A 22,031-nucleotide genomic window follows, 5' to 3' on the forward strand; every position below is an offset into this window, starting at 1 on the left:
AAAAAATAGGCTTATCTTCAACTTTTGCTTTTTGAAAAGCCGCTTCACTCCATGGAAACCAGTCTACAGGATTACGTGCATGCTGCAATAAATAAGGACTTTTTTCCCGGGCTAATCTATTGGGTATTTTTAACTTAGTCATAAAACCACCTCCTCAAATTAAACTTATCTTTCTTATAATATATCCAAAAATCAAAAATTATATTGAGAAGGAAGTTTTGATCAACCTTGAAATCCGGTAATTTTACACTAACTAAAGATTCTTTAAGTTTTTAGCGAAATTATTTCACAAACGCAAGTAAGGCCTCTCTTAATATTTTAGCCGCCAAAATTGCCGTTCTTTCGGATTGATCATAAGCTGGGGCCACTTCTACCAAATCTAGACCTACTATGTTTAAATCGCGCATTAACAAAATAGCTTGAAAAACTTCCCTGGGTGTACAGCCACCAGGTTCGGGTGTCCCAGTACCAGGTGCAAAAGCCGGATCCAAAACATCAATATCAAAAGTTATATAAATAGGCTTATCTTTAATTTCTTTAATTATCTGTTCCAATGCAGGAAAAATTTCATCTATAAACAGGTACGTGTTTTCACGAGCATAAGCAAATTCTTCTTTTATACCTGAACGAATTCCTAATTGATATAATTTTTTCTTGCCTAAAATATCTACTACGTTTCGCATTACAGTAGCATGAGAATATTTTTCACCAAAAAACTCTTCCCGTAAATCAGTATGTGCATCAAAATGTAAAACTACCAATTCCGGGAAAAACTTTTTACAGCTTTTTAAAATAGGTAAAGAAACAAGATGTTCTCCACCTAAAAAAAAAGGTATTTTTCCAGAAGCAAAAACTTTTTCAGCTATACCTTCGATACGCTGTAAACTACCAATAGTATTACCAAAAGGCAGCTCCACATCTCCAGCATCATAATAAATTATTTCACTTAAATCTTTATCTTGATAAGGACTATAGGTTTCTAAACCTATTGATATATTTCTAATCTGCTGAGGACCAAAACGTGCACCAGGCCGCAAACTAACCGTATAATCCATCGGCAAACCAATAATTACTGCTTTAGCTTCTCGAGAATCTGCAGCTGCACCTAAAAATCCAAGACAGGGCTGTAAATAAGGCATCAACATTTTTCTACCTCCTGCAAGAACTCTTGCACAAAACTGGGTAATACAAAAGCAGCATGATGAATAGCCGAATTATAGTATCTTGTTGCTGGTGCTATAATTTCCTGCTTGTTTACTTTTAAAGGATCATATTTTTTAGAAGCTAACGAAAAACTCCACATACCTGTCGGATAAATTGGCACATAAGCCAAATATAATCTAACCAAGGAATATATTTTGCGTAAATCTGCTTGAATACGCTTAATTAACTTTCGATCTTTGGGCAAAAAAGGAGATTCAGTTTGGGCTACCATAATCCCGTCCTCCCTTAAAGCCTGATAAACAGCGTGGTAAAAATCGGCTGAAAAAAGTCCCTCAGCAGGTCCTATCGGATCAGTAGAATCTATAATTATTAGATTATATTCATTTTGCCGTTCTTGTACATGTTTGATACCATCAGCTATTAATACTTTAGCTTTAGGGTGTTCAAAAGCTGAACCTATTTCCGGTAAATATTTTTGTGAATTTATAATGACACGTTCATCTATTTCAACCAAAGTAGCACTCTTAACTCGAGGGTGTTTGACGACTTCACGTAAAGCTCCCCCATCCCCTCCACCGATAATTAAAACATTTTGAGGACAAGGGTGAGTATTTAAAGCTACCCAAGTAATCATCTCGTGGTAAACAAACTCTTCTTTGATACTAGTCATCACACAATGATCTAAAAAAAGCATTCTTCCATAAGTATAAGTATCGACTAAGGAAAGATGTTGAAAATCGGTTTTTTCTTCATGTAATTTTTCTTTGACTCGAAAAGAAATTAACAAATCCTCAGTTTGCTGTTCAGTAATCCATAAATCACTTTTCAAAATAATGCCCCCTTTATTTTGATAATATCTATTATTATATCAAAAGCACCGGCGGAAAAATCCCCCGGTGCTTTTATTTATCTAGAAAGAGATTGCTTTTAACTAACGGTTTCCGCCAATTCTTGATTACGATAAAAATTATAACGACGGAAAGCTAAACGAACTAGGGATTTGTCCTGACTATAAGTTATTTTTTCTAAAGCTTCATCTATGGAGAAAAAACCGCCGTCTGTAAAACCTTCATCACTATTCACCTGAAAAGATTCATTTACTGCTTCCATAATGAACCAATCAATTTTATTACACACTGGTCTTTTCCTGGTAAAAGAATAAAACTCATAACTAGTTTCACCAGCTGGTGAAATAACATTAGCCTTGACACCACCTTCATATTTCACTCTTTCCAAGGCAACGTCCAAGGCTAATTGTTTATTACGAACCACACCTTTAGGTAAAACCCATTCTCCTTTGTCATTTTTCAGGATAAACACTTTGTTGTCAGTGAAAACCACACCACCTGCACACTCCCTAGTTAACATAGCAGATCCTCCCTTTGACTTCTATAGTTTAATATTATGTTCGACAAAAGCAAGGTGTTCTCCTGCCGGGAAAAATATCAATATTTACCTTTTAGCCAAAAAAAGCTCACAACATCCCTTTCGCCAATGATTACAGTAATTACACTTTAAGTTTAAATTACGGGAAGAAACATTACCTAATACAATCCCTTGCACAAATCTTACTGATTCAAAACTTGGACAACCAACCGCAATTCGAAAAGTCTTTTTTTCTGTCATAAAAACCCCCCGTTTAGGAATTAACTTTTCCGATTACTTTTTAAACATTAAAACGGAAGTTAATAATATCACCATCCTCAACTAAATAATTTTTACCTTCTAGACGGAAAAGCCCCTTTTCCTTTACTTGACTCATCTGCCCTAATCTCTTCAGGTCATTAAATTTTACCACTTCCGCTCGAATAAAACCACGTTCAATATCAGAATGAATTTTTCCAGCTGCTACTTTAGCTGTAGTGCCTTTAGCTATTGTCCAGGCCCTTACTTCATCCTCACCTACCGTGAAAAAAGGAATTAAACCTAAATGTTCATAGGCATGACGTGCCAAAAGCTCAATCCCCGTCTCGGTTAAACCTAGGTCTTCCATGAACAATTTTTTATCTGTAGTACTTAATTCACTAATTTCCCATTCCATTTGAGCACAAATTTCCAAAAGACGTATTCCCTTTTCCTGACATATTTCCATCAATTTTTGACGCTGAGGATACTCCTTTTTCCTAAATTGTTCCTCATCCAAATTAACTACAGCCAAACGAGGTTTTTCCGTAAGAAAAGCATAATTTTTTAGAGCAGCCCGCTCCTCTAAAGATAAATCTGAATCACCAATAAATTCTCCTGTTTCCAAAAAAGCATAACATTTATCTAAGTATTCCAATTCTAATTTTTCCGCTTCTTTGATTTTTTTACCAGCCAAGATTCTAGCTTTCCTTTTTTCTATTAATTCCATATCAGCAAACAAAAGTTCCATTTCTACTGTTTCTAAATCACGCTGTGGATTAATTTCACCGGCCACATGTACTACTTCTCGATTAGTAAAGGTTCTTAAAACATGTACCAAAGCATCACAGGAACGCACATCATGTAAAAACTTTGCTGCACTTGATTTTTGCTGTTCACCACTAATCATTAAACCAGCCAAATCGACTACATCAATTTGAGCATAAATTGTTTTACGCGGTTGATATAATTTACTTAAAAAATCTATTCTTGGATCAGGTACCCTTGCCGTACCCAAATTGGTAACCATTTTTCCCGCAGCTGTTTCCGCTTGACTATTTGTTAAAAGATTAAAAAAGGTCGTTTTACCTGTTAAAGGCAATCCTACCAAACCTATTTTCACTGCTCACGCCCCCTTATATAAACATATTATCACAGTTGTTAAAGAAATTCGATTTTAAATTTTTGCCGAAATCGTTTTAAAATTGGATAAAATAATGGTCCCAAAATTATAGAAAACATTAAATTTCCCAAAGCATGGATAGTATCAAACGGAAAACTGGCCAAACAAACCACTAACCAAGTTTTTAAATTTAATGGATAAATAAAAGCCAACCAGTGCCAAAAATTAATCAACCAACCAAATAAATAACCACAAAAGAAAGCTAACCAAGCAAACTTTTTTGAATTATAATCTACCGCTTTTCTTCCCAAAATTCCGGCCAAAGCACCACATAAACCCCAAGCTAACATTTGCCATGGAGTCCAAGGGCCTTGTCCCAGAAAAAAATTAGAAACTAGTGCAGCCAAAGCACCTACTAAAAATCCTTTTTGACTGCCCCAAACATAACCTGTAATCATTACTAAGAAAGTTGTAGGTTGTAGGTTAGGAAAAAAGGCAAACGGCAGGCGAAAAAGAGCCGCTAAAGTAGTCATTGTAGCCAATAGTGCAATTTCCTGAGCTGTAACCACTTTTTTTTCAAAATTATAGAAAACCGTGCCCAGACAAAAAAGTAAACATACTAAAGCAATAATGGCCCCACTCATCCTAAATTCAACCCTTTTTTCCACACCTGAAAAGTGTGCAAAAGAAATTCCTTAAAATTTGCTAACGAAAAAGTCTTTTTCGTCAACTCCACATTAACCGGATAAAAATTATCGGTTAATCCTACTAAGGCATATGCCGTCATTAATACTGTAGAAGAATTAACCCCTTCCATCCATTGGAAAGAACCATCTTCATTTTGTAAAGCAATTAAATGATCCCTAGGGCTTTTTCCTGCAGCTAACCATTTGTCCCCAATAGGATTTTCACCAATAGCAATTAAACCTTGAATTACCCAAGCATTAGTAGCTGTATTAGGTTCCTCCCCCCACCAAGCAAACCCTCCAGTCAGGGTTTGCCGACTTTTTAAATATTCCAAAGCCCGCTGCACTACAATTGCCTCCTTCTCCACACCTAATATGGCTAAAGCACTCAAAGCTATTCCGGTACTATCGGGATCACTGTCCCCTCCCACAGCCCAAGCAAAACCACCATCTTCATTTTGCTGTGCCACTAACCAGTTTAAAGCCTTTTCTTTTTCCGGAATTGCTTTCCCAGCACTAACCAAAGCCAAAACTGACCATAAATGCCCATTGACTAATTCTGTTTCTGCAAATTCCTTTCTAGCAAATTGCCCACTAGACAATTGCCAACATCTAAGCTCTTCACTTAATTCTTCCTTTTCACCTATAGCCGTTAAAGCCAATATAGTTCTGGCATAATCAGTTATTGATGTCAAAGGCCTCTCCTTAGCTAAATAAGTTAAAGTTTTACTGTCAATTTCTTCACCAGCCGCTGCCAAAGCCATTACTACCCAATCAGTCACTTCCGGACTACTAGGCAATCCCTTTTCCAAGGGAAAACCCCCATCAGAATTCTGTAGTGCAGTTAAATAATTAATCCCCATTTCAACTTGTTGACAGACCCCTTCAGTTTTACTCGGAAAAATTAATAATAATCCTAAAAGGCCCCAAAAAAAGATTGTCCTAAATGTTTTTTTCGTGAACAGCATTTTTCAATCCCTCCAATAACTGATAACCCTGCTGAAAGGTAAGTGGTGGTTCTGATACCATATTACGAAATAATTTTATCAATTGAGGTGTAAAAAAAAGCATTTCTTTAAATACTGCTGCTTTCTCACCCCAACTAACTATTTTACCCTGTGATAACAAAGCAATTTTTGTAGCATATTCAGCAGCAAATTCTAAATCATGGGTTACCATAAAGATAGTTTTTCCCTCCGCGGATAATTCCCAAAGCAATTTACCCAAAACTGCCTTTGCCTGATAATCAAGTCCCCGCGTGGGTTCATCTAACAAAATTAAATTAGGCTCACTGACCAAAACGGTTCCTATAGCAGTTAACTGTCTTTCCCCCACACTTAAATCACGGGGATAACCATCGGCAAATTTACTAAGACCCAATTTTTCCAAATAAAAATCTACTTTATCCCCTAATGACTTTCGTAAATTAAACAAAGAAAACTCAAACTCCTCACGTACTGTTGACTGAAAAAGATAATCCCCTGGATATTGTGATAGATAACCAATTTCAGCAGCCCATTTTTCCAATGCTCGAGTCCCAATTTCCTCTTCTAAATAATAAATTTTACCTTGGGTAGGTGTTAACAAACCGCGAATTAGTTTTAAAAGTGTCGTTTTCCCGGCAGCATTTTCCCCTAATAAAACCCAAAAATCCCCGGGAAACAAATCTAAATTAACATTATTTAATACCTGTAGACCATGATCATAATGATAAGACAGATTTTCAATCCTTAAAAGCGGCTTCTCAGCGGTGACCATCTTTTTTTTAACACTTTCCTTAGGGAATAAAGGTGCAGTTTCTGTTAATAAGGGACTTAATAATTGTCTTCCGGCTTTTACACTTAAGGGGATTTCCCAAAAACCACATTTGGCAAATAAATGTGGTATGATTGGCAAAAATAATTTTTTATGCTTTACTGACCACTGGGCTAACCTTTGCCCACAGGTTTCATTTTGAATAATTTCACCTTTTTCCATAATTAAAATTCGGTCTGCCAAATGATAACATCTTTCCGGTTTTTGTTCGATTAAAATAATGGTCATACCCAATTCCTCATTTAACTTACGGATAAAAGTTAAAATCTGTTCAGCGGCTAAAGAGTCCAATTGTGAGGTAGGTTCATCTAAAATTAAAATTTCCGGTTGAACGGCTAAAACAGAAGCCAAAACTAGCTTTTGTTTTAAACCACCGGATAAAACGGTGGTTTTCCGATTTAAATAATCAGTAAGTGAAAAAAAGGTGCTTAACTCCCAAAGCCGTTTTCGCATTTGCTCTACACTTAATCCCAAATTTTCCATGCCAAAAACAAATTCCTGTTCCACCTGACTAAAAATCAATTGACTTTCCGGATCCTGATTAACCAGCCCTATTTTAGAAAGTAGGGCTTTTCTTTTCCAAGTACTTAACCTTTGACCTTCCAAATAAACATCCCCTTTAATACTACCCCCATAAAACTTAGGTACCAAACCAGCTAGAGCACGAACCAGCGTCGACTTTCCACTTCCTGAACTACCCAATAAAAGCACAAATTCCCCAGTCATAATGTCCAAATTTATTTTCTTCAAAGCCGCCTCTTGGGCCTCTGGATAATAATAGGTTAAATCTACTACTTGATAACTGACCATTTTTTCCACCCCCAATTTAACAACCCCGGAATTAAAAAACAAAAGCCTAAAATTAAGGCTCCCCCTATTTCTATCTTACCAATACTTTGCAAAGTGGGATAATAGTGATAAAGAGCTTGCCCGCTAGCAATTAACCATAAACTAAAAACTAACCCCCCAAACATAAAAAAGAACATAATTTTATCCTCTTTCCTCCATTTAGGAACTCGATAATTGCTTCTTTTACCTAAACCATAACCTCTCATTTGCAGAGATTCAGCCAATTGAAAAGCTCTTTCCAAACTAGATAACAAAAAAATTTTTAAACTGGGCAGTAATTGTCTTATTTTTTCCCTTTTTTTTCCTTTTTGCAGTTCCTGTCCGCGTGTACGCTGTACTTCAATAATTCGCAGCCAATCAGCATACATTAACGGAAATAAACGCAGAGCCAGTCCCAAAATAAGGGCAATTTTTAAATGTCCCATTCCCAAATATTGTACCAAGCGGTCAGTTTCCAAAACAAAGATAAACCAACAAAAAACACTAATCATAATTAATAATCTTAGTCCCATCCCAATTCCATAAACAAATGCTTCCCAAGTAATAAACAGTTTTCCCCAACCAGGTAGACGCGGACCCATCCATAATACCGTACTACCAGTACGCACCAAAAACAAATTAAAAAGCACAATTAAAAAAAAGAGTCCCCCACTTAATTTTAAATAATTCAGACAGGCTTTTCCCCAACCGAAAAAACAGCTGACACCAACTATACTAAAAAAAAGAACCAATAAAAATAAAGGGTGATTAAAGAGAAGTGCCAAAAAAATGACACTAATTAAGTAAAGCAAAATAACCAAAGGATGAAATTCAAAATTTGCCGTTGGTTTTAACATTCTTTTACCCTAATTTAAAAGAGGTAAAGACAGGAGTCCATCATCAAAAAGAACGACTCCCCCCCAACCCTTAATTTTTTCTGGTGTATTAATTAATAAATTACAAGCTTTTTCTACACCCTTTTCATTAAGACCACTAATTAACCATAGTGGTGCCCAATCAGCTGCTTTGGCAGCAAAAGCCACAATTACCCCCACCTCTCCACTTAATTCTTTTAATTTTTCGCCCTGATAATCATACAAATGGAGACTTGCCCCTGTAAAATGTAGAAAACCATTTTTTTGAAAACCTTGATTTAATTGCTGTAAATAATTATTATTTTCTAAATCAGACCACTTACCAATAACTAGCCGCGGTCCTTGATGAGGAGTAAATTCAGCAGCAAATATTTCACTATCTATTTCTTGAACTCCTAATGATTTTAAAGAATCCAGCAATTCAAAGGCTTTTGCCTTTTGGGTGGGGGTATAAACTATTTTCGTCGGCTTTATTTTGCCCTGATAACCATGTAAAAAAGGTTCAGGATAACAGCCAATTAGGGCATTAGCACTGTGCTGTATTTGCCATTGGTGATAATCCCACCATATTTTTTCACCCACAGTGGGAAAATAGTCTAAAGCCCCCACATCGGCAAAAAGACCATTAACATAAAAAAACCAATCATATCCCCTAGTGGCTTTTAAATCTTTAATACCGCATAAATAGCTGCCCCCATAAGCTGTTTCAATTTCACCAGGGAAAATTTCATGTAGTATATTTAACACTGCCTTATTTTCCGCACATACTTCCCGCTCCTCCAAAATAGTACGACCATAATCACGTGTAATTAACAAAGTAAAAAAATCTGCAGATGGCTCTACTTCCTCTTTTTTTGGTTCCTCCACAACTATTATTTTTTCTTCTTCAATTAAAACTGGTTCTGCTTTAGGCGTACAGGCCGTAAATAAAAACAAAAGTATTAAGAGCAGCAAAGCAAATATTCGTTTATTAGACATCAAACATTCCCCCTATGCTACCAACTCAATTTTAGCTTCCTCAGGCCAACAAAGCACCCGGATACCCCAATAATTTGCAAAATAGTCTAGCGGAACAAACGTTCTGCCCTCTTTAATTTCCGCAGCTATAGGGAGGCGCTCACTTGTTTTGCCTACCACTAAGCGAAACGACTCCTCAGCAAAATGCATTTCAACCATTTTGGTCTCTGCTTGCCAAACCACCTCAGCACCCATTTTTTCCGCTATAAAACGCAGGGGTAGAAAAAAAGTACCTTTTGCCTGATAAAAGGAGACCTCTATCTCTTCTTCCTGATTATTCACTATCACTACCGCTTTTTCCCCCTCAATAACTATTTCCCGTAATTCAGACACTTCAACCAGACTATAAATTCCCGGTTTATCGATTAAAAAAAGAAAGCTTTTCCGAACAGAATCATATACTCCCCCCAATTTTACCGGATACCAATTACCCCTGACATCCTTTTCATACCTAATACCGCAAAGCAGGGCTCCTTCGCTAATCTTTAATTCATCCCGGGCTAAATCAATTGTTAGGGCCACTGGTTTCGTAAAACTTGTATTTTCCCCACTTACTTTAATTTGGGGAAATCCAATTGCTTTAAAAGCACCACTAACCTCTTTCTCCAAAACTTCTATTACCAAGGGCACCTCTGTATGCCAAATCTGGCTAATTTCTTCTTGTGGTGGTAATTTCTTTTCTGGCTTTATTTTGTTTTCAGGTGTCAAACTATATAACCATTCAACAAAATCACCCTCTTTTAAATAATAGCTCCCAATGGAAGTAAGAATAAAATCTCCATTTACTTTTACCATCCAACCATTTAAACCTTGGTTCCTTTGTCCAGCTATAGAAGTAATAAAAGTATAGTCACCTTCATAAGGAAGTTTTGTTTTAAGTAAAGCCTCAAAAACCGATGTTTCTCCTTTATTCAAAGTCACTTTTCCGAAAAAAAGACATTCTCGATTTTTTCCCGTAATCAGCATCTTTACTGTTATCTGATCTTCACGCGGCTTACTTTGACTTTTTTCCTCAACCAGTAATTGCACAGGAGGCGTCCTTACCAAACCACTATCCGCAACAAAATCAACATTAGGTTTTTCAGCCGTTATAAAATAAGTACCTTTATTTTTAATTTTGAATTCAATTACACCCACCTGATCCGTATAACCAGCAGTTACTACCTCGAAAGGCTTTTCGGCGGAATAATAAGTTACCAAGGCTTCCTTTACCGGTTCACCATCCTCATAAATAACCCTTAACTTTACCCGGTTATTTGCTTTAATTTCCGCGGTCTCCAAAATTATTTCACCTAAATTTGTGGAACCATTCCCCGAAAGAACCAAACTATCACCAGTTTGATAAATTTCTCGATAAGGCACTATTAACCAATAAAAATCAGGACTGCCTTGGCCATTAATTTTTTCCAAAAAACCACTTTCACCAATCTCTATTTGATAACCGAATTCCTCAGCACCACTATGTAAAATATCTAAATAATTGGCATCTGCCGGTACCGTAATTTCTTTAGTGGGTAAAATGGTAGTCTGAGGACCTTCAATCCGCAGAAAAACGTTAATCAATTTTACTCCACAATTTTTACTTAAACTTTGATAAACTACTTTAATTTGAAAATAGCCAGGGGCTGTTCTAGTTACCCATACACCCTCACTTGTTTTTTCCAAGTGAGCAATTTCCTTTTGTTCAAGGAACCATTCCGCCTCTTGAGTAACCTCCTTTTTAGTTCCATCAATAAAAATAGCTTCTACGACAAATAAAGCTTTCTCCCCTACAGCCAATTGAATATTCTCTTGTGACATGTTTAAACCAAGTGCCATTTCCGAAGCAGGCTCTACACCTAATGAAAGTGCTGCCTCCAGTGCCCAAGTATTACTAGCCATAGTATTAATCCCTTGTAATGCTTGTTCCCGTAAAAAATCCAAGACATTATATCCAGCAACACTTAACCAAGGCTCAAGATCTAGCTGCTGCAAAGTTAAAAGTACTTCCACACTATCAATTAAAGGATCATCAAATCCAGCTTCATCCAAAAAACTGCCATTAGGTTTTTGCCTTTCTTTTAACCAAAAAAGACCTGTAGTGATGGCCTCTTTTACCCTTAACTTTAATTCTTCATCTTCAGTAAATTCCCCAAAATAACCCAAGGCCTGTATAGCTTGGGCGGTAGCCTGTAAATCCTGAAAAGCACCTTCCGGCCAAGCCTTTACTTGCGAGTCTTGTGTTTCAAGTAGATAAACAAGTATTTTTTCCACTTCTAATTCTGTACCTAGCCCAGCCCGGCTTAAATAAGCAAAAGCAGCTAAATCACTATAAACCTGATTATCGAAAGAGCCATTGGCCTGTTCTACTTGTTTTTTTTGTAAAAGCCCCCATAATTGCTCAGCCAATTCCTCCTCAGCCCATTCCTTAGCTAATAAATATCCTTCGACAATTTTTTTCGCTGCTGCAGATTTTTCATTTAATGATTCCGCAATTAATTCTTGTAATTCTTTTTTAAAATTTGTATCTTCCCGCTCCCAAGCCTCAATATTTACACCTGCCTTAGAAAGTAAATAACCATCAAAAGCAGTAAAATTACCCCAGGTGCCATCTACTGCTTTCCCTTCCTGATAAAAACTATAATTATTACTAATCGCCTGCTGAGCCAAATTATCAAAAGCCAAAGTAATTTGGTTCATCCCTAAAAATAACAACCCACAAAGTAGTATAAAGATAATTTTTTTGCTGTATTTTTTCTGCATTTTTTACCCTCCTTAATTGTAAAAAAAAGCCTTAGTACTTCATGAAAGAAATACTAAGGCATACTTATATTTTAACCTCTTTCGCGAAGGTTTTTAGTGGCTGTAATAGGCAGGTCTCCTGACTTGTGGCTGCTTACTTTTCTTACCTTCCCGAGATTAACCAGTGGTAAGAAAACTTTATTCCCACTTACAGTGGCGCGTCCGTTCGAGATTTGCACTCGCTTCCCTATTCTCCCTTTTTAAAGGGCACCTATTACCTATTAAATTTTATGTTGCACCTTAAGTTAACATGCCTAACAAATTCCGTCAAGCCTCTTCAACGAAAAATCTCTTAGTACGTTTATAAATTAAAAAGGTAACTAGTGAAGAAATGCTATACTTCACCAAATTAAACGGAAAAACTACTTTAACAATTAAGGTCAAAGCACCAGTTGTGGGAAAACCCCATAATGGAAAAAAGACAAAATAATTAGCCAAGGCCATTATCAAGGCTGCGGCAACGGCCCCACAAACTAAAGCTAAAATCGCCCTTTTTAATGTTTTATGCTGTTGATAAACCATACCGGCAATTAAAACCATGGTTCCCCCAGAAACAAAGTTAGCCGCCATACCAATAGCACCTGCCTTGGAGGCTCCCAAAAAATAACCAAGTGTGCATTTTAAAAATTGTACCAAGAGCCCACCCAATGGTCCCCAAGCAAAAGTAGCCAACAGTCCCGGAATATCACCAGGATCATAGGTTAAAAAGTTGGGAAAAGGGGGTATGGGAAAAAAGATAGTGTGCATTAATAATATTGCCGCAGCTGTTAACACGGCAATCCGAACTAGTTTTTTTGTATTCATTAGTCTTTCTCCTCCTTCTTTTTTAAGACAACAAAAAACCCAAGGGATATCCCTCGGGTTAATTAATAATAAACATCATCAGATCCCCCTCCTTCTCCCCTCCAGACTATAACTGTCGGCTTCGGAATTACACCGAATCAACCTTAAAAGGCTCGCGGGCTTTTACCGCCGGTAAGGAATTTCACCTCTCCCCGAAGGAACTATTAAATTATTTTAATTATAAAACAAAGTTTCAACAAAATCAACGCTCATCGCGTTCTTCTATAGTACTTTCTCTTTCTCCTTTTTCACTTCTTACATTTTCGATTCCTTGGTAATAATCTTGAACACGTGGTTGTATATTTTTTTCAATTTCATCTATAGCCCGTTTAAGAGCTTTTAATCCACCATCATTATTATGAACACTATACTTTTCTTCCAACTCATATAATCTTGATAATTGCTTCTCAAATGTTTCAGTAATGGGTGTACCATGATATTCACTACTGATTAACTGTTCACCCAACTCCTGCCATGCATTTACTCTTTTTTCGTAGTCATCCCTAACCTGACGCACTTTTTCATAAACTTCTACCAATTTTTCCGCCTTCTGTTGATCTGGTTCATTAGCAATAACACCCCTAATTTCCGATAATAGAGGATTAAATTCATGATCAATTTCCCAAATTTTATCCCGGGCAATATGTTTATTACCCATAGTTCTATCTTTTTCTGCAGCTTCTTTTAATTTTTCCTTGTCAGCAAGTGGTCGCTGAATAAGTGCGGCGATATCTGTAAAATTTCCTCCCCGAAAATCATGTTCACTGAAATAAATGGGTAGGCCTTCCATTTTTTTAATAACCTCTTTTAATCGCAAATCATAATTATTCTTTTCCGTCCCCGTCAATTTTGATTTAATATTTTCCCACAACCCCACTCCTAATTTCCCCCCTTTATTTTTATCCACCTTTTCAAATCTTGCCCTTTTTACAGGCCCCCCGATATGTTTTCACAACCTCATCCTATTCTCCAATAATTATAACATATTGTCCCAATTCAGTAAACTTAAATACATAAATTTATATTTTTAAAGGGGTTTGTAAATAAAAGGAATACAATATTTTTTCCTTAATAGGCAATTCCAAAATAACACTTAAAGCCCGGGCATACAGATCCATTTGTACTTGATAACGTTTACATAAAACCTCTTTTTCAACTCGATCAGTTTTATAATCCACCAAAACAAGTTGATTTCCTTCTTTAAAAAGACAATCAACAGTTCCCTGTACGGTTATTGTTTTCCCGGGAAATGGCCGGGCCTCTGGATACAATTCCTCGGCAGGCAGAGTAAACATAAAAGGCACTTCCCTTTGCAGTTTCTCAGCCTGCTTTATTCTTTTACCTAAAGGTGAATATACAAATTCGAGAATTGCTTTTTTATCTACCGCCTTTGCCTGTAGGTCAGTTAGCAACTGCCGCTCCACCATTTCTTTTATTTGTGTCGTGATTAAAGACAAAGTAGTCGCCCTTGCAAAATCCAAATAACGCATTACTAAATGTAAAGCAGTACCTTTTTCACGCCGGGTAAGCCCTTCTTTCTGTAAAAAACGGGGCCGCTGAGCAAAAGAATATTGCGTAAACAATGAATCACAATGTTCTTGTTCCCCAATTAATAAATAATAGCGATTCTTGATTTCCGTTACCGACAATTTACTAGGTAAATTCGCTAAAACAGGTTCAGGATAAACCCAATTTAAACGACTTGCCACCGTTTTACCAACAAAACCCTTATTCAACGGAAGTAATTTTTTTACCTGGTTTAATTCTACTTGATAATCAACCTTTTTTTCTTTTTCCGGTATATCCAAATCAAAAAGTGACCAGCATTTAAGCTGCCAATGTGAAGCATCATTTAATTGACAGGTACTAATTTTTTTAGCAACCGGATGTCTAAGTAAAGAGGGACCTAACCAATCCAAAGGTGTACGTGCTTGCAAAATAGTGTTAACCGGCAAAGACTTTTGCCTAGGATTAATTAACCGCTGCCATTTACGTATCATCTCTTTTTGATCCTTGACTACACCCACTAAAATTAAATTATCCCTTGCTCTAGTCATGGCTACATAAAGAATACGCATTTCTTCAGCTAGCATTTCTGCTTTAATTTTATCGGCAAGTACCAATTTTGCTAGTGTAGGATATTTTAATCTTGCTTCCGGATTAACCCAAACCGGACCCAAACCCAAATCACGATCTATTAAAAGATCCTCATTTAAATCTCTAAAATTAAATTGTTTTCCCAAACAGCCCAAAAAAACTATAGGGAATTCTAAACCTTTACTTTGATGAATACTCATTAAACGCACTACATTTTCATTTTCCCCCAAAGCCTTAGCTGTTCCCAAATCACTACCCGAATCAGCCAATCGTTTTAAAAAACGCAAAAAATTAAACAATCCTTTTAATGTGGTTTGCTCAAATTGTTTGGCCCGTTCCAAAAGGGCCCGCAAATTTGCCTGTCTCTGTTTTCCACCTGGTAAACTACCCACATAATCATAATAACCGGTTTCTTGATATAAAAGACCTAATAATTCCACCACAGAATTACGCCGAGCAAAGGTACGCCATTTTTCCAACCTTTCTAAAAAAACCTCAGCCTTATTTCCCAATTCTCCTCTTACCCGCTCCCGGGCGAGATTTAAAGCCGTGAAAAGACACTGCTCCTCCACGGTACGCAAACTTACCATTTCTTCAGCATTTAAACCTACTAGAGGAGAAAACAAAACTGCAGCTAAAGGAATTTCTTGATAGGGATTATCAATAATTTTTAATAAGGCCATCATTATTTGCACTTCTCGAGCAGCAAAATAACCACTGCCGATTTCAGCATAAACGGGAATACCCAATTTTTGAAATTCTTCTAAAAAAACAGGAGCAGTATTATGCATCATTCTTAATAAAATAACTATATCACGAAATTCAGGTTGGCGATATTCTTGTTTGCTTTGATCCCAGATTAAAGCTTCATCTTGTAATTCAAGCAAACGGCGACCAATTAAACGGGCCTCAGCTTGCAAAGCAGTAATTTCTTCATCTGCTTCATCCCCCGAAGCATCTATCTGTCGTGTCTCCAGTAGATGAAACTCCAAGGGTAAGGCAGACTTTTCATCCTCTGTCATCCAATGGGCCCCAAAAACCAACTCATTTTTTTGGTCATATGTTTGCCCACTCAAATGTTTACTCATTAATTGACGAAAAATGAAATTTACTCCTTTAACAATATTAATTCTACTGCGAAAGTTTTTGGACAAATTAATTTTTCTTTCTTTTTTCCCCACCTGTTCACTATAAGTATTATATTTATTCAAAAACAAACTAGGTTCAGCAGAACGAAATCCATAAATACTTTGTTTTACATCACCAACCATAAATAAATTACTTTTTTCACGAGCCAGCAAAGTTAAAATAGTTTCCTGTAACCCATTAATATCTTGATATTCATCAATTAAAACTTCCTCAAATCTTTTTTGCAAATCTAAAGCTAAAGGAGTAGGTTCCCAACCTTTTGGTGTTTTTTTACCCAATAAATTCAAAGCTAAAAATTCAAGATCAGCAAAATCCAAAACATTTAAAGCTATTTTTTTTCGAAAGTAGCGTTTTTCAAATTCAATTGTTAATTCAGCCAAACATTTCATTAAAGGATACATTTCATTTTGTTCCTCAATGAGTTCCGACAAAGGGGCCCGCAAATATTCCCCCTGAATATTTTGAATTAATCCTTTGGCCTGATCCCGCAAAGCCTTTACTTCTTCCTTCAAAAACTCATCAGCCTCACTACGGCAAGCTTTTAATCTGGGGAATTTAAAAGCTGCTAAATATTTTAAAAAATCATCCCCTGCTTGCTTAATTTTCTTAAGAGTATTTAATTCCTCTTCAATAGTTAAAGCATATTCCTGAGGACCGTCAGGTAATAAAGCTAAAGCTAAGGCTCTTTCTTCTAAAATTATGGCTTCTTCCAAATCCAAAATTATTTTATCCATAAATTGATCTTTTAATCCCTTTAATTCGGGATCTGTTATTGCCGCTTGAAAAACTGCTACCGCCTGCCTTAACCATAATTTGGGCTCTGGCAAACTGGTTAAAAAGCTATTTATTTTTAAAATTAGTTCCCGCAAATTACGGTCATCTCTTTCTCCCCCCAGCCCCTCTACCAAAGCTAAAAAAGTGGGTTCACCAATTTTATATTTTTCCTCAAAAAGATTTTCCAAAACCTCAATTTTCAGCAGGGCACTCTCGACATCATCACTAATGCAAAAAGCCGGATCCAAAGCCAAACCATCAGGTAGTGTAAGTCGATAATAATTTTGACGAATTAAATCTAAACAAAAAGCATGAATTGTAGAGATAAAAGCTTTATTTAAAAGTAAACGCTGTTTTTGCAGCCATTCATTGGTCGGATCCTCCCGTAAACATTTAGTTAAAGCTAGATCAATTCTCTCTTTCATTTCCCGGGCAGCCGCATTTGTAAAGGTAACCACTAATAAACGATCCACAGCTAGTGGTTGCTGTTCATCCAAAATACGCCTAACTATTCTTTCTACTAAAACTGCCGTCTTACCAGAACCAGCTGCTGCCGAAACCAATAAATTGCAGTCTTTAGTTTGAATTGCCGCTTCTTGTTCTTTCGTCCACTTAACTTTACTCATTTTCCTCTCCCGTTTCTAGACTAATTTGCGACCAAATCTCCGCGGTTGTTTTTGACCATAAATAACGATAACTATAACCAGGCAATAAAGGATCAAATCCGCAGACCGCGGGATAAGGACAATAATTACATGGCTTATGCCCCCGATAATAATATGGTTGAACCCCTATTTTTCCGGATAAGATTTCTTTACTAATTTTCTTCACTAAAGATTCAGCATAACTAATTAATGCTTTCCAAGCCTTCTCATTTAAAACATTTTTTTGGTTGCGATAAAACTCACCTTTTTTATTAATGGCAACAGGCAGTAGTTCAGAGTAACCACTAATTTCCTGATCCATTAATTTTACCACAGGCAGATTTTCTAATAAATAACCGCGCAGCTTTAAGTTTTTTAAGATTTCCTGCTCTAAATTCTGCTTATCCAAAGGTCCTCTAGTATTAATTAAAGGGTCTTTAACGGGAAAATAAAACATACCAGCAGGTTCAGTAACCCTCTTTAATTTTTGGGAAATTTCCTGTAGGGCAACTAATAAATAAATCGGTAATTGTAATTTCAAACCATAATAAATTTCTTCTAAATTAAGTCCTAATTCCCCGGATTTATAATCTATTACCCGTACATAAACATTTCCATCATTTTCAGCTAAATCAATACGATCAATACGCCCCACTACTTCAACCTTTGTACCACCAATTTGTAGATGTAAACCTGACCAAGAGGCTTGTTTACCAAAAGAAATTTCAACACCCCAAGGTCGAAAATTACTTCTGCGGTGATGTTCACCTAAAACTATTACTGCCCGCAAAAGAATTCTAGCCAATTTATTGATCAAATAACGATAACGAGCAGTACTATAAAAAATCTTATTTTGCATAACAGGTGCTAATTCAACCACAATTTTGTCCACAATTTCTTTTAATTCTGCCGCACTGAGTTCACCATGCTCTAAATCATGTGTTTTTAAATAGTAATAAAATTCTTCCAAACCTCGGTGAAAAAAATGTCCTAAATCCAAAGCACTAACTAAATATTCATTTTGTTCTTTTAAACGTAAACCATATGTTAAAAAATGCTGAAAAGGACAAGCCTGAAAGATTTCTAAACGTGATACACTTACTTGCAATTCCTTTCCATATAATTTAAGCCTGCTTTTCACCGCTAAATCTGCCTGCCGAGCTTTATAAAAAAGCCCCTCAATCATCTTGGTTAAAAAAGTTCGACTCTTTTCCTCCTTTAAATACCAATTATAAACCTCCCACCATAAAGGGTCAATTTCCTGTCCATCCTTGGCTTGCCGTAAATTAATCACTAAATGACTAAAAGTAGGTTTAGGCAAAGTTATCAGTTGTAAAGCACTTTCTTGCTCCTTAAACTGCTTATCCGGAAAAAGCAATTGTAAACACTGCAGGAAAGGAGAAGGGCCCAAAGCCCTGCCTTCTTCATCTGCTAAAGCATAACTAAGAACCAAATATTCACTAGGAGTAGTCAAAGCCCGATAGAACAGAAATTGTTCATCAAACAGTTTCTGTTCTGTGCTAGGAGCCAAAACAAGTTCCCGTTCAGCTAAATCCTGACGATCTTGATCATTAAAAATACTGCTTTCCGTTATTTTAGCTGGAAAAACTCCTTCATTAATACCTAGAATAAGGACAGCTTTTAAATCTGGATGACGAGAACGCTCAACCGAGCCAATTAATACCTGATCCAATCCCGGAGGAATCAGAGCCAATTCCAAGGTCTCCATACCACTAATCATTAATTGAGTAAATTCTTGTAAATCTAAAGGTTCATCTCCCAAAATTTCTACTAAGTGATCTAATAATTCCAATATTTTTTGCCAAACTTGCAGCTGAATCCTAGCTTCTTCCAATTGGCCTTCTGCCTCAGCCTGCAGACTCCATTTTTCTAGTTTTTGGGGGACCCCCATTTCCACCAAAAAAACAAATAAAGCCTGACAATATTCACGAGCAGTTTTGGCTTCTAGTAACTTAGCCTGTAAAAAAGTAAGTAGCTTTACTACAGTACTACCAGCTTGCAAAACTTGAGCATCTGTTTCCTCATTTTTCTTTTCTTCAAATTTCCGCAGCCACCACTGTCTGCCTTTGATCCCCTGCTGCAAACAATAGTTTTCCAAAAGATCACTTTCGGAACGAGTTATTGGCCATAAATCTGTTTTTAAACTGCGAAATAGGGAATCATAATCCCATTCATTAATAATTGCCTCCAAAACACTTTGTATTAAATTAGGCAAAGGATGATTATTCATAGCCTTTTTCTTGTCTAAAAAAAAGGGAATCCCATAGTCCCGCAAAACATGAATTAATAAATTTTCATAATTACTAAAATCACGTACTAAAATAGCTATATCGCGATAGTGCAGCCCTTTTTCACGACAAAGAAAAACAATTTCACGGGCTGCCTGTTCTACCTCCTCTTGTCGCTTGGCACTTGCCTGTATCTTTAAAGCCTCAGCTTTCCCCTTAAACACCGGCATGGTTTCCAGAAAACTACGTTCCAAAAAAGCTAATTCCTCACAATTTTTAAACCTACGCTGTCCTGGTATAGGTAGAATAACACTTTCAGCTAATGGACACTGAATTTCCGCAGCTATTTTTAATAAATATTGATAGGTTTCCCAGGGCTTAAAAAAAAGATGAGTAGTTGGGAGCCATTTTTGTAAATATTTTGGTTCTAAACATAAAGTCAAATTAACCTGTGGACAATACTGCAGTAATTCCCTGAGCACAGCAAATTCCAAAGGTGTAAAACCATGAAAACCGTCAATCCAAATTTGTGTATTTTTTATGAAATCTGCCTGATAAAGTCTTGCCGCCAATAATTCCAAAGGTTCATTGACATCTAAATATTTTTCCGCAGTATATTTTTCAAATTCCCGATAAATAAAAACAAATTCCGCGAGTCTTTGTTTCAAATCCCCAGATAATTCCCCCAAACATTCCTCTAATTCCTCCACACTTAAACAATAGTTTTTCATTTCCAAAAGATCACGATTTAATTGCTCTAAAAAACCGGATTTAGAGAGTACTGGAGCGAATACTTCAAACTGTTCTTGATGTTTAGTTAAAAGATGTTTTAAAATTAAAATCCTGCCGATTTCATCTAAAGGTGTTAAGGTACCTCCACCTGTTTCCTGCAATACACGCCAAGCCAAACGGCGAAAACTAAGTACCTGAGCACGCATAATCCCGCTTCTTTTACTATATTTTAAAAGACTTTTTTCCGCATAAAAAGATCCCTGTTCCGGAACCAAATAAATGCAATTCGCTTCCGGATTATTTTCCAATTCTTTAATTATTTCACGCAGACATTGTTCCGTTTTTCCGGAACCAGAACGCCCCACTATAAATCGCAGCACTATTTTTCCTCCCCTAAAAAGGACTATTTACTTTCCATCATAACAAAAAATAAGTTTTTTCTCACCTTGCAACTTTTTATAGAATATGCTAAAATTAAAATTCCCATTAAAACTTTTAAATACTGAGTAAGCCGGATGACCGCGGATACAAGTACCGAAAGGTAGTATCTGAGGAAAGTCCGAGCTCCAAAGGGCAAAGTGCTGGATAACATCCAGTGGAGGTGACTCCGAGGATAGTGCCACAGAAACATACCGCCGATGGTGAGTTTTTCACACAGGTAAGGGTGGAATGGTGAGGTAAGAGCTCACCGGCAATCAGGCGACTGATTGGCCGGGTAAACCCCACTTGGAGCAAGACCGAATAGAGGAGCCATGAAACGGCCCGTTTCGCTCCCGGGTAAGGTCGCTAGAACCGGTGAGTAATCACCGGTCCAGACAGATGGTCATCACCTCATTTTGAGGTACAGAACTCGGCTTATAGGCTTACTCATTAAAAAACACTACGCTAAAAACGTAGTGTTTTTTTAAAAATAATTTATTAGAATCCGTCCACAATGATCACAATACTGAACTTTTTTAGCTTCCACAACTGATCTTTTTAATACCGCGGAAACACCAATATAACAGCCTAAACAAGATCCTTGATGTAATTTAGCCACAAAATCAAAAGGATACTGTTTTTCTACCTCTTGATAAGCTACTCTAATTTCCGGCCACAGTTGTTCGCAAATTTCCTCTTGCTTACTTTTAATTTCCGCAATTTTTAAACCAGCCTGATTTTTAACTGCCTGATATTCGTTAACACCATCCTGAAACTCCTCCTGCCAAACTTTAACCATTTCTTGATATTGTTCTTTTTTAGATTTACAAGCCTCAATCTTTTTTAAAAGCTGCCAATATTTTTCTTCGGTTTCTTCTCCCTCAGTTTCCAAATTTAAAACCGATTGCTGCAAAGAAAGAAGTTCCTTTAAAGAACTGCCCTTAGCCTGATAAAGTTTTTCCTTATTTATTTCGATTTGCCTAGCTAAATTACCACTTTTCTCCTCTAAAACATGTACCTCTTTTTCAGTCCTTTCAATCATTTGTAAAAGTGTTTGCAGTTCTTTTTCGCCCTCTTTCACTTTTTCCTGCAGTTCCTTTAATTTACCCACTACTGCTTTTAATTCCCCAGATTGCCAAAGTTTATTTTCCGCTATTTTCAACTCCTGTAATTTCCATAACAGCCTTTCTTGTCTAAGCATAAAACACCCC

At 36.6% G+C, this 22,031-nt stretch carries 17 protein-coding genes, 1 other RNA gene and 2 riboswitches; of the genes, 1 reads left to right on the plus strand and 17 read right to left on the minus strand.

Features of this window, described 5'->3' with window-relative positions; translation table 11 throughout:
* From GX687_04310 to addB, 16 genes are all read right to left on the minus strand, one after another.
* The coding region (locus tag GX687_04310; GenBank protein HHX96670.1) for a DUF255 domain-containing protein at positions 1-142 on the minus strand (142 nt) is incomplete at its 3' end.
* A gap of 139 nt (positions 143-281) precedes the next feature.
* Positions 282-1,139: an agmatinase gene (gene speB / locus GX687_04315; protein ID HHX96671.1), complete on the minus strand. Its 858-nt coding sequence runs from the start codon at positions 1,137-1,139 to the stop codon at positions 282-284.
* Positions 1,139-1,993, minus strand: coding sequence for a polyamine aminopropyltransferase (speE, locus tag GX687_04320; GenBank protein HHX96672.1), 855 nt, complete (start codon positions 1,991-1,993; stop codon positions 1,139-1,141). The genes speB and speE overlap by 1 nt, the downstream gene beginning before the upstream one ends.
* Before the next feature lie 98 nt (positions 1,994-2,091).
* Positions 2,092-2,532 carry an NUDIX hydrolase gene (locus tag GX687_04325; GenBank protein ID HHX96673.1) on the minus strand — a complete coding sequence of 147 codons (441 nt, stop codon included), beginning with the start codon at positions 2,530-2,532 and terminating at the stop codon, positions 2,092-2,094.
* Between the two features lie 84 nt (positions 2,533-2,616).
* Positions 2,617-2,790 (minus strand): hypothetical protein, encoded by a 174-nt coding sequence (locus GX687_04330; protein HHX96674.1) that lies wholly within the window; start codon positions 2,788-2,790, stop codon positions 2,617-2,619.
* 40 nt (positions 2,791-2,830) lie between these two features.
* On the minus strand, positions 2,831-3,910 hold the full coding sequence (gene ychF / locus GX687_04335; GenBank protein ID HHX96675.1) for a redox-regulated ATPase YchF: 1,080 nt from the start codon (positions 3,908-3,910) through the stop codon (positions 2,831-2,833).
* A 38-nt stretch (positions 3,911-3,948) separates the two neighbouring features.
* Positions 3,949-4,554 carry an ECF transporter S component gene (locus GX687_04340; protein HHX96676.1) on the minus strand — a complete coding sequence of 202 codons (606 nt, stop codon included), beginning with the start codon at positions 4,552-4,554 and terminating at the stop codon, positions 3,949-3,951.
* Positions 4,551-5,564, minus strand: a complete 1,014-nt coding sequence (locus GX687_04345) for a terpene cyclase/mutase family protein (GenBank protein HHX96677.1) — start codon at positions 5,562-5,564, stop codon at positions 4,551-4,553. The genes GX687_04340 and GX687_04345 overlap by 4 nt, the downstream gene beginning before the upstream one ends.
* Entirely contained in the window at positions 5,539-7,221 is a 1,683-nt protein-coding gene (locus GX687_04350) for an ABC transporter ATP-binding protein (GenBank protein HHX96678.1), read from the minus strand. Before GX687_04350 ends, GX687_04345 begins: the two co-directional genes overlap by 26 nt.
* Positions 7,203-8,096, minus strand: a complete 894-nt coding sequence (locus tag GX687_04355; GenBank protein HHX96679.1) for an energy-coupling factor transporter transmembrane protein EcfT — start codon at positions 8,094-8,096, stop codon at positions 7,203-7,205. The genes GX687_04350 and GX687_04355 overlap by 19 nt, the downstream gene beginning before the upstream one ends.
* Positions 8,097-8,105: 9 nt before the next feature.
* A complete protein-coding gene (locus GX687_04360) occupies positions 8,106-9,092 on the minus strand; it encodes a DUF4430 domain-containing protein (protein ID HHX96680.1) in 987 nt (328 codons plus the stop codon).
* A 12-nt stretch (positions 9,093-9,104) separates the two neighbouring features.
* A complete protein-coding gene (locus GX687_04365; GenBank protein ID HHX96681.1) occupies positions 9,105-11,873 on the minus strand; it encodes a DUF4430 domain-containing protein in 2,769 nt (922 codons plus the stop codon).
* Positions 11,874-11,963: 90 nt separating this feature from the next.
* Positions 11,964-12,142: riboswitch (cobalamin riboswitch) on the minus strand.
* Positions 12,143-12,179: 37 nt separating this feature from the next.
* Positions 12,180-12,716, minus strand: a complete 537-nt coding sequence (locus GX687_04370; protein HHX96682.1) for an ECF transporter S component — start codon at positions 12,714-12,716, stop codon at positions 12,180-12,182.
* Between the two features lie 85 nt (positions 12,717-12,801).
* Positions 12,802-12,919, minus strand: a riboswitch (FMN riboswitch).
* 38 nt (positions 12,920-12,957) lie between these two features.
* The gene (locus tag GX687_04375; GenBank protein HHX96683.1) at positions 12,958-13,632 is read right to left on the minus strand and encodes a hypothetical protein; all 675 of its coding nucleotides are present in this window, start codon (positions 13,630-13,632) and stop codon (positions 12,958-12,960) included.
* 142 nt (positions 13,633-13,774) lie between these two features.
* Positions 13,775-17,401: a helicase-exonuclease AddAB subunit AddA gene (addA, locus tag GX687_04380; GenBank protein HHX96684.1), complete on the minus strand. Its 3,627-nt coding sequence runs from the start codon at positions 17,399-17,401 to the stop codon at positions 13,775-13,777.
* On the minus strand, positions 17,394-20,780 hold the full coding sequence (gene addB, locus GX687_04385) for a helicase-exonuclease AddAB subunit AddB (protein ID HHX96685.1): 3,387 nt from the start codon (positions 20,778-20,780) through the stop codon (positions 17,394-17,396). Before addB ends, addA begins: the two co-directional genes overlap by 8 nt.
* 123 nt (positions 20,781-20,903) lie before the next feature.
* On the opposite strand from addB, the gene rnpB reads away from it, so the two are divergent.
* An RNA gene (gene rnpB, locus GX687_04390) (RNase P RNA component class A) lies at positions 20,904-21,274 on the plus strand.
* Positions 21,275-21,304: 30 nt separating this feature from the next.
* Here rnpB and GX687_04395 read toward each other — a convergent pair.
* Complete coding sequence (locus GX687_04395) at positions 21,305-22,021, minus strand: hypothetical protein (GenBank protein ID HHX96686.1); 717 nt, start codon at positions 22,019-22,021, stop codon at positions 21,305-21,307.
* Positions 22,022-22,031 lie beyond the last annotated feature (10 nt).

It is taken from the genome of Clostridia bacterium, from assembly GCA_012841935.1.
Lineage (GTDB): Bacteria > Bacillota > Peptococcia > DRI-13 > DTU073 > DUTS01.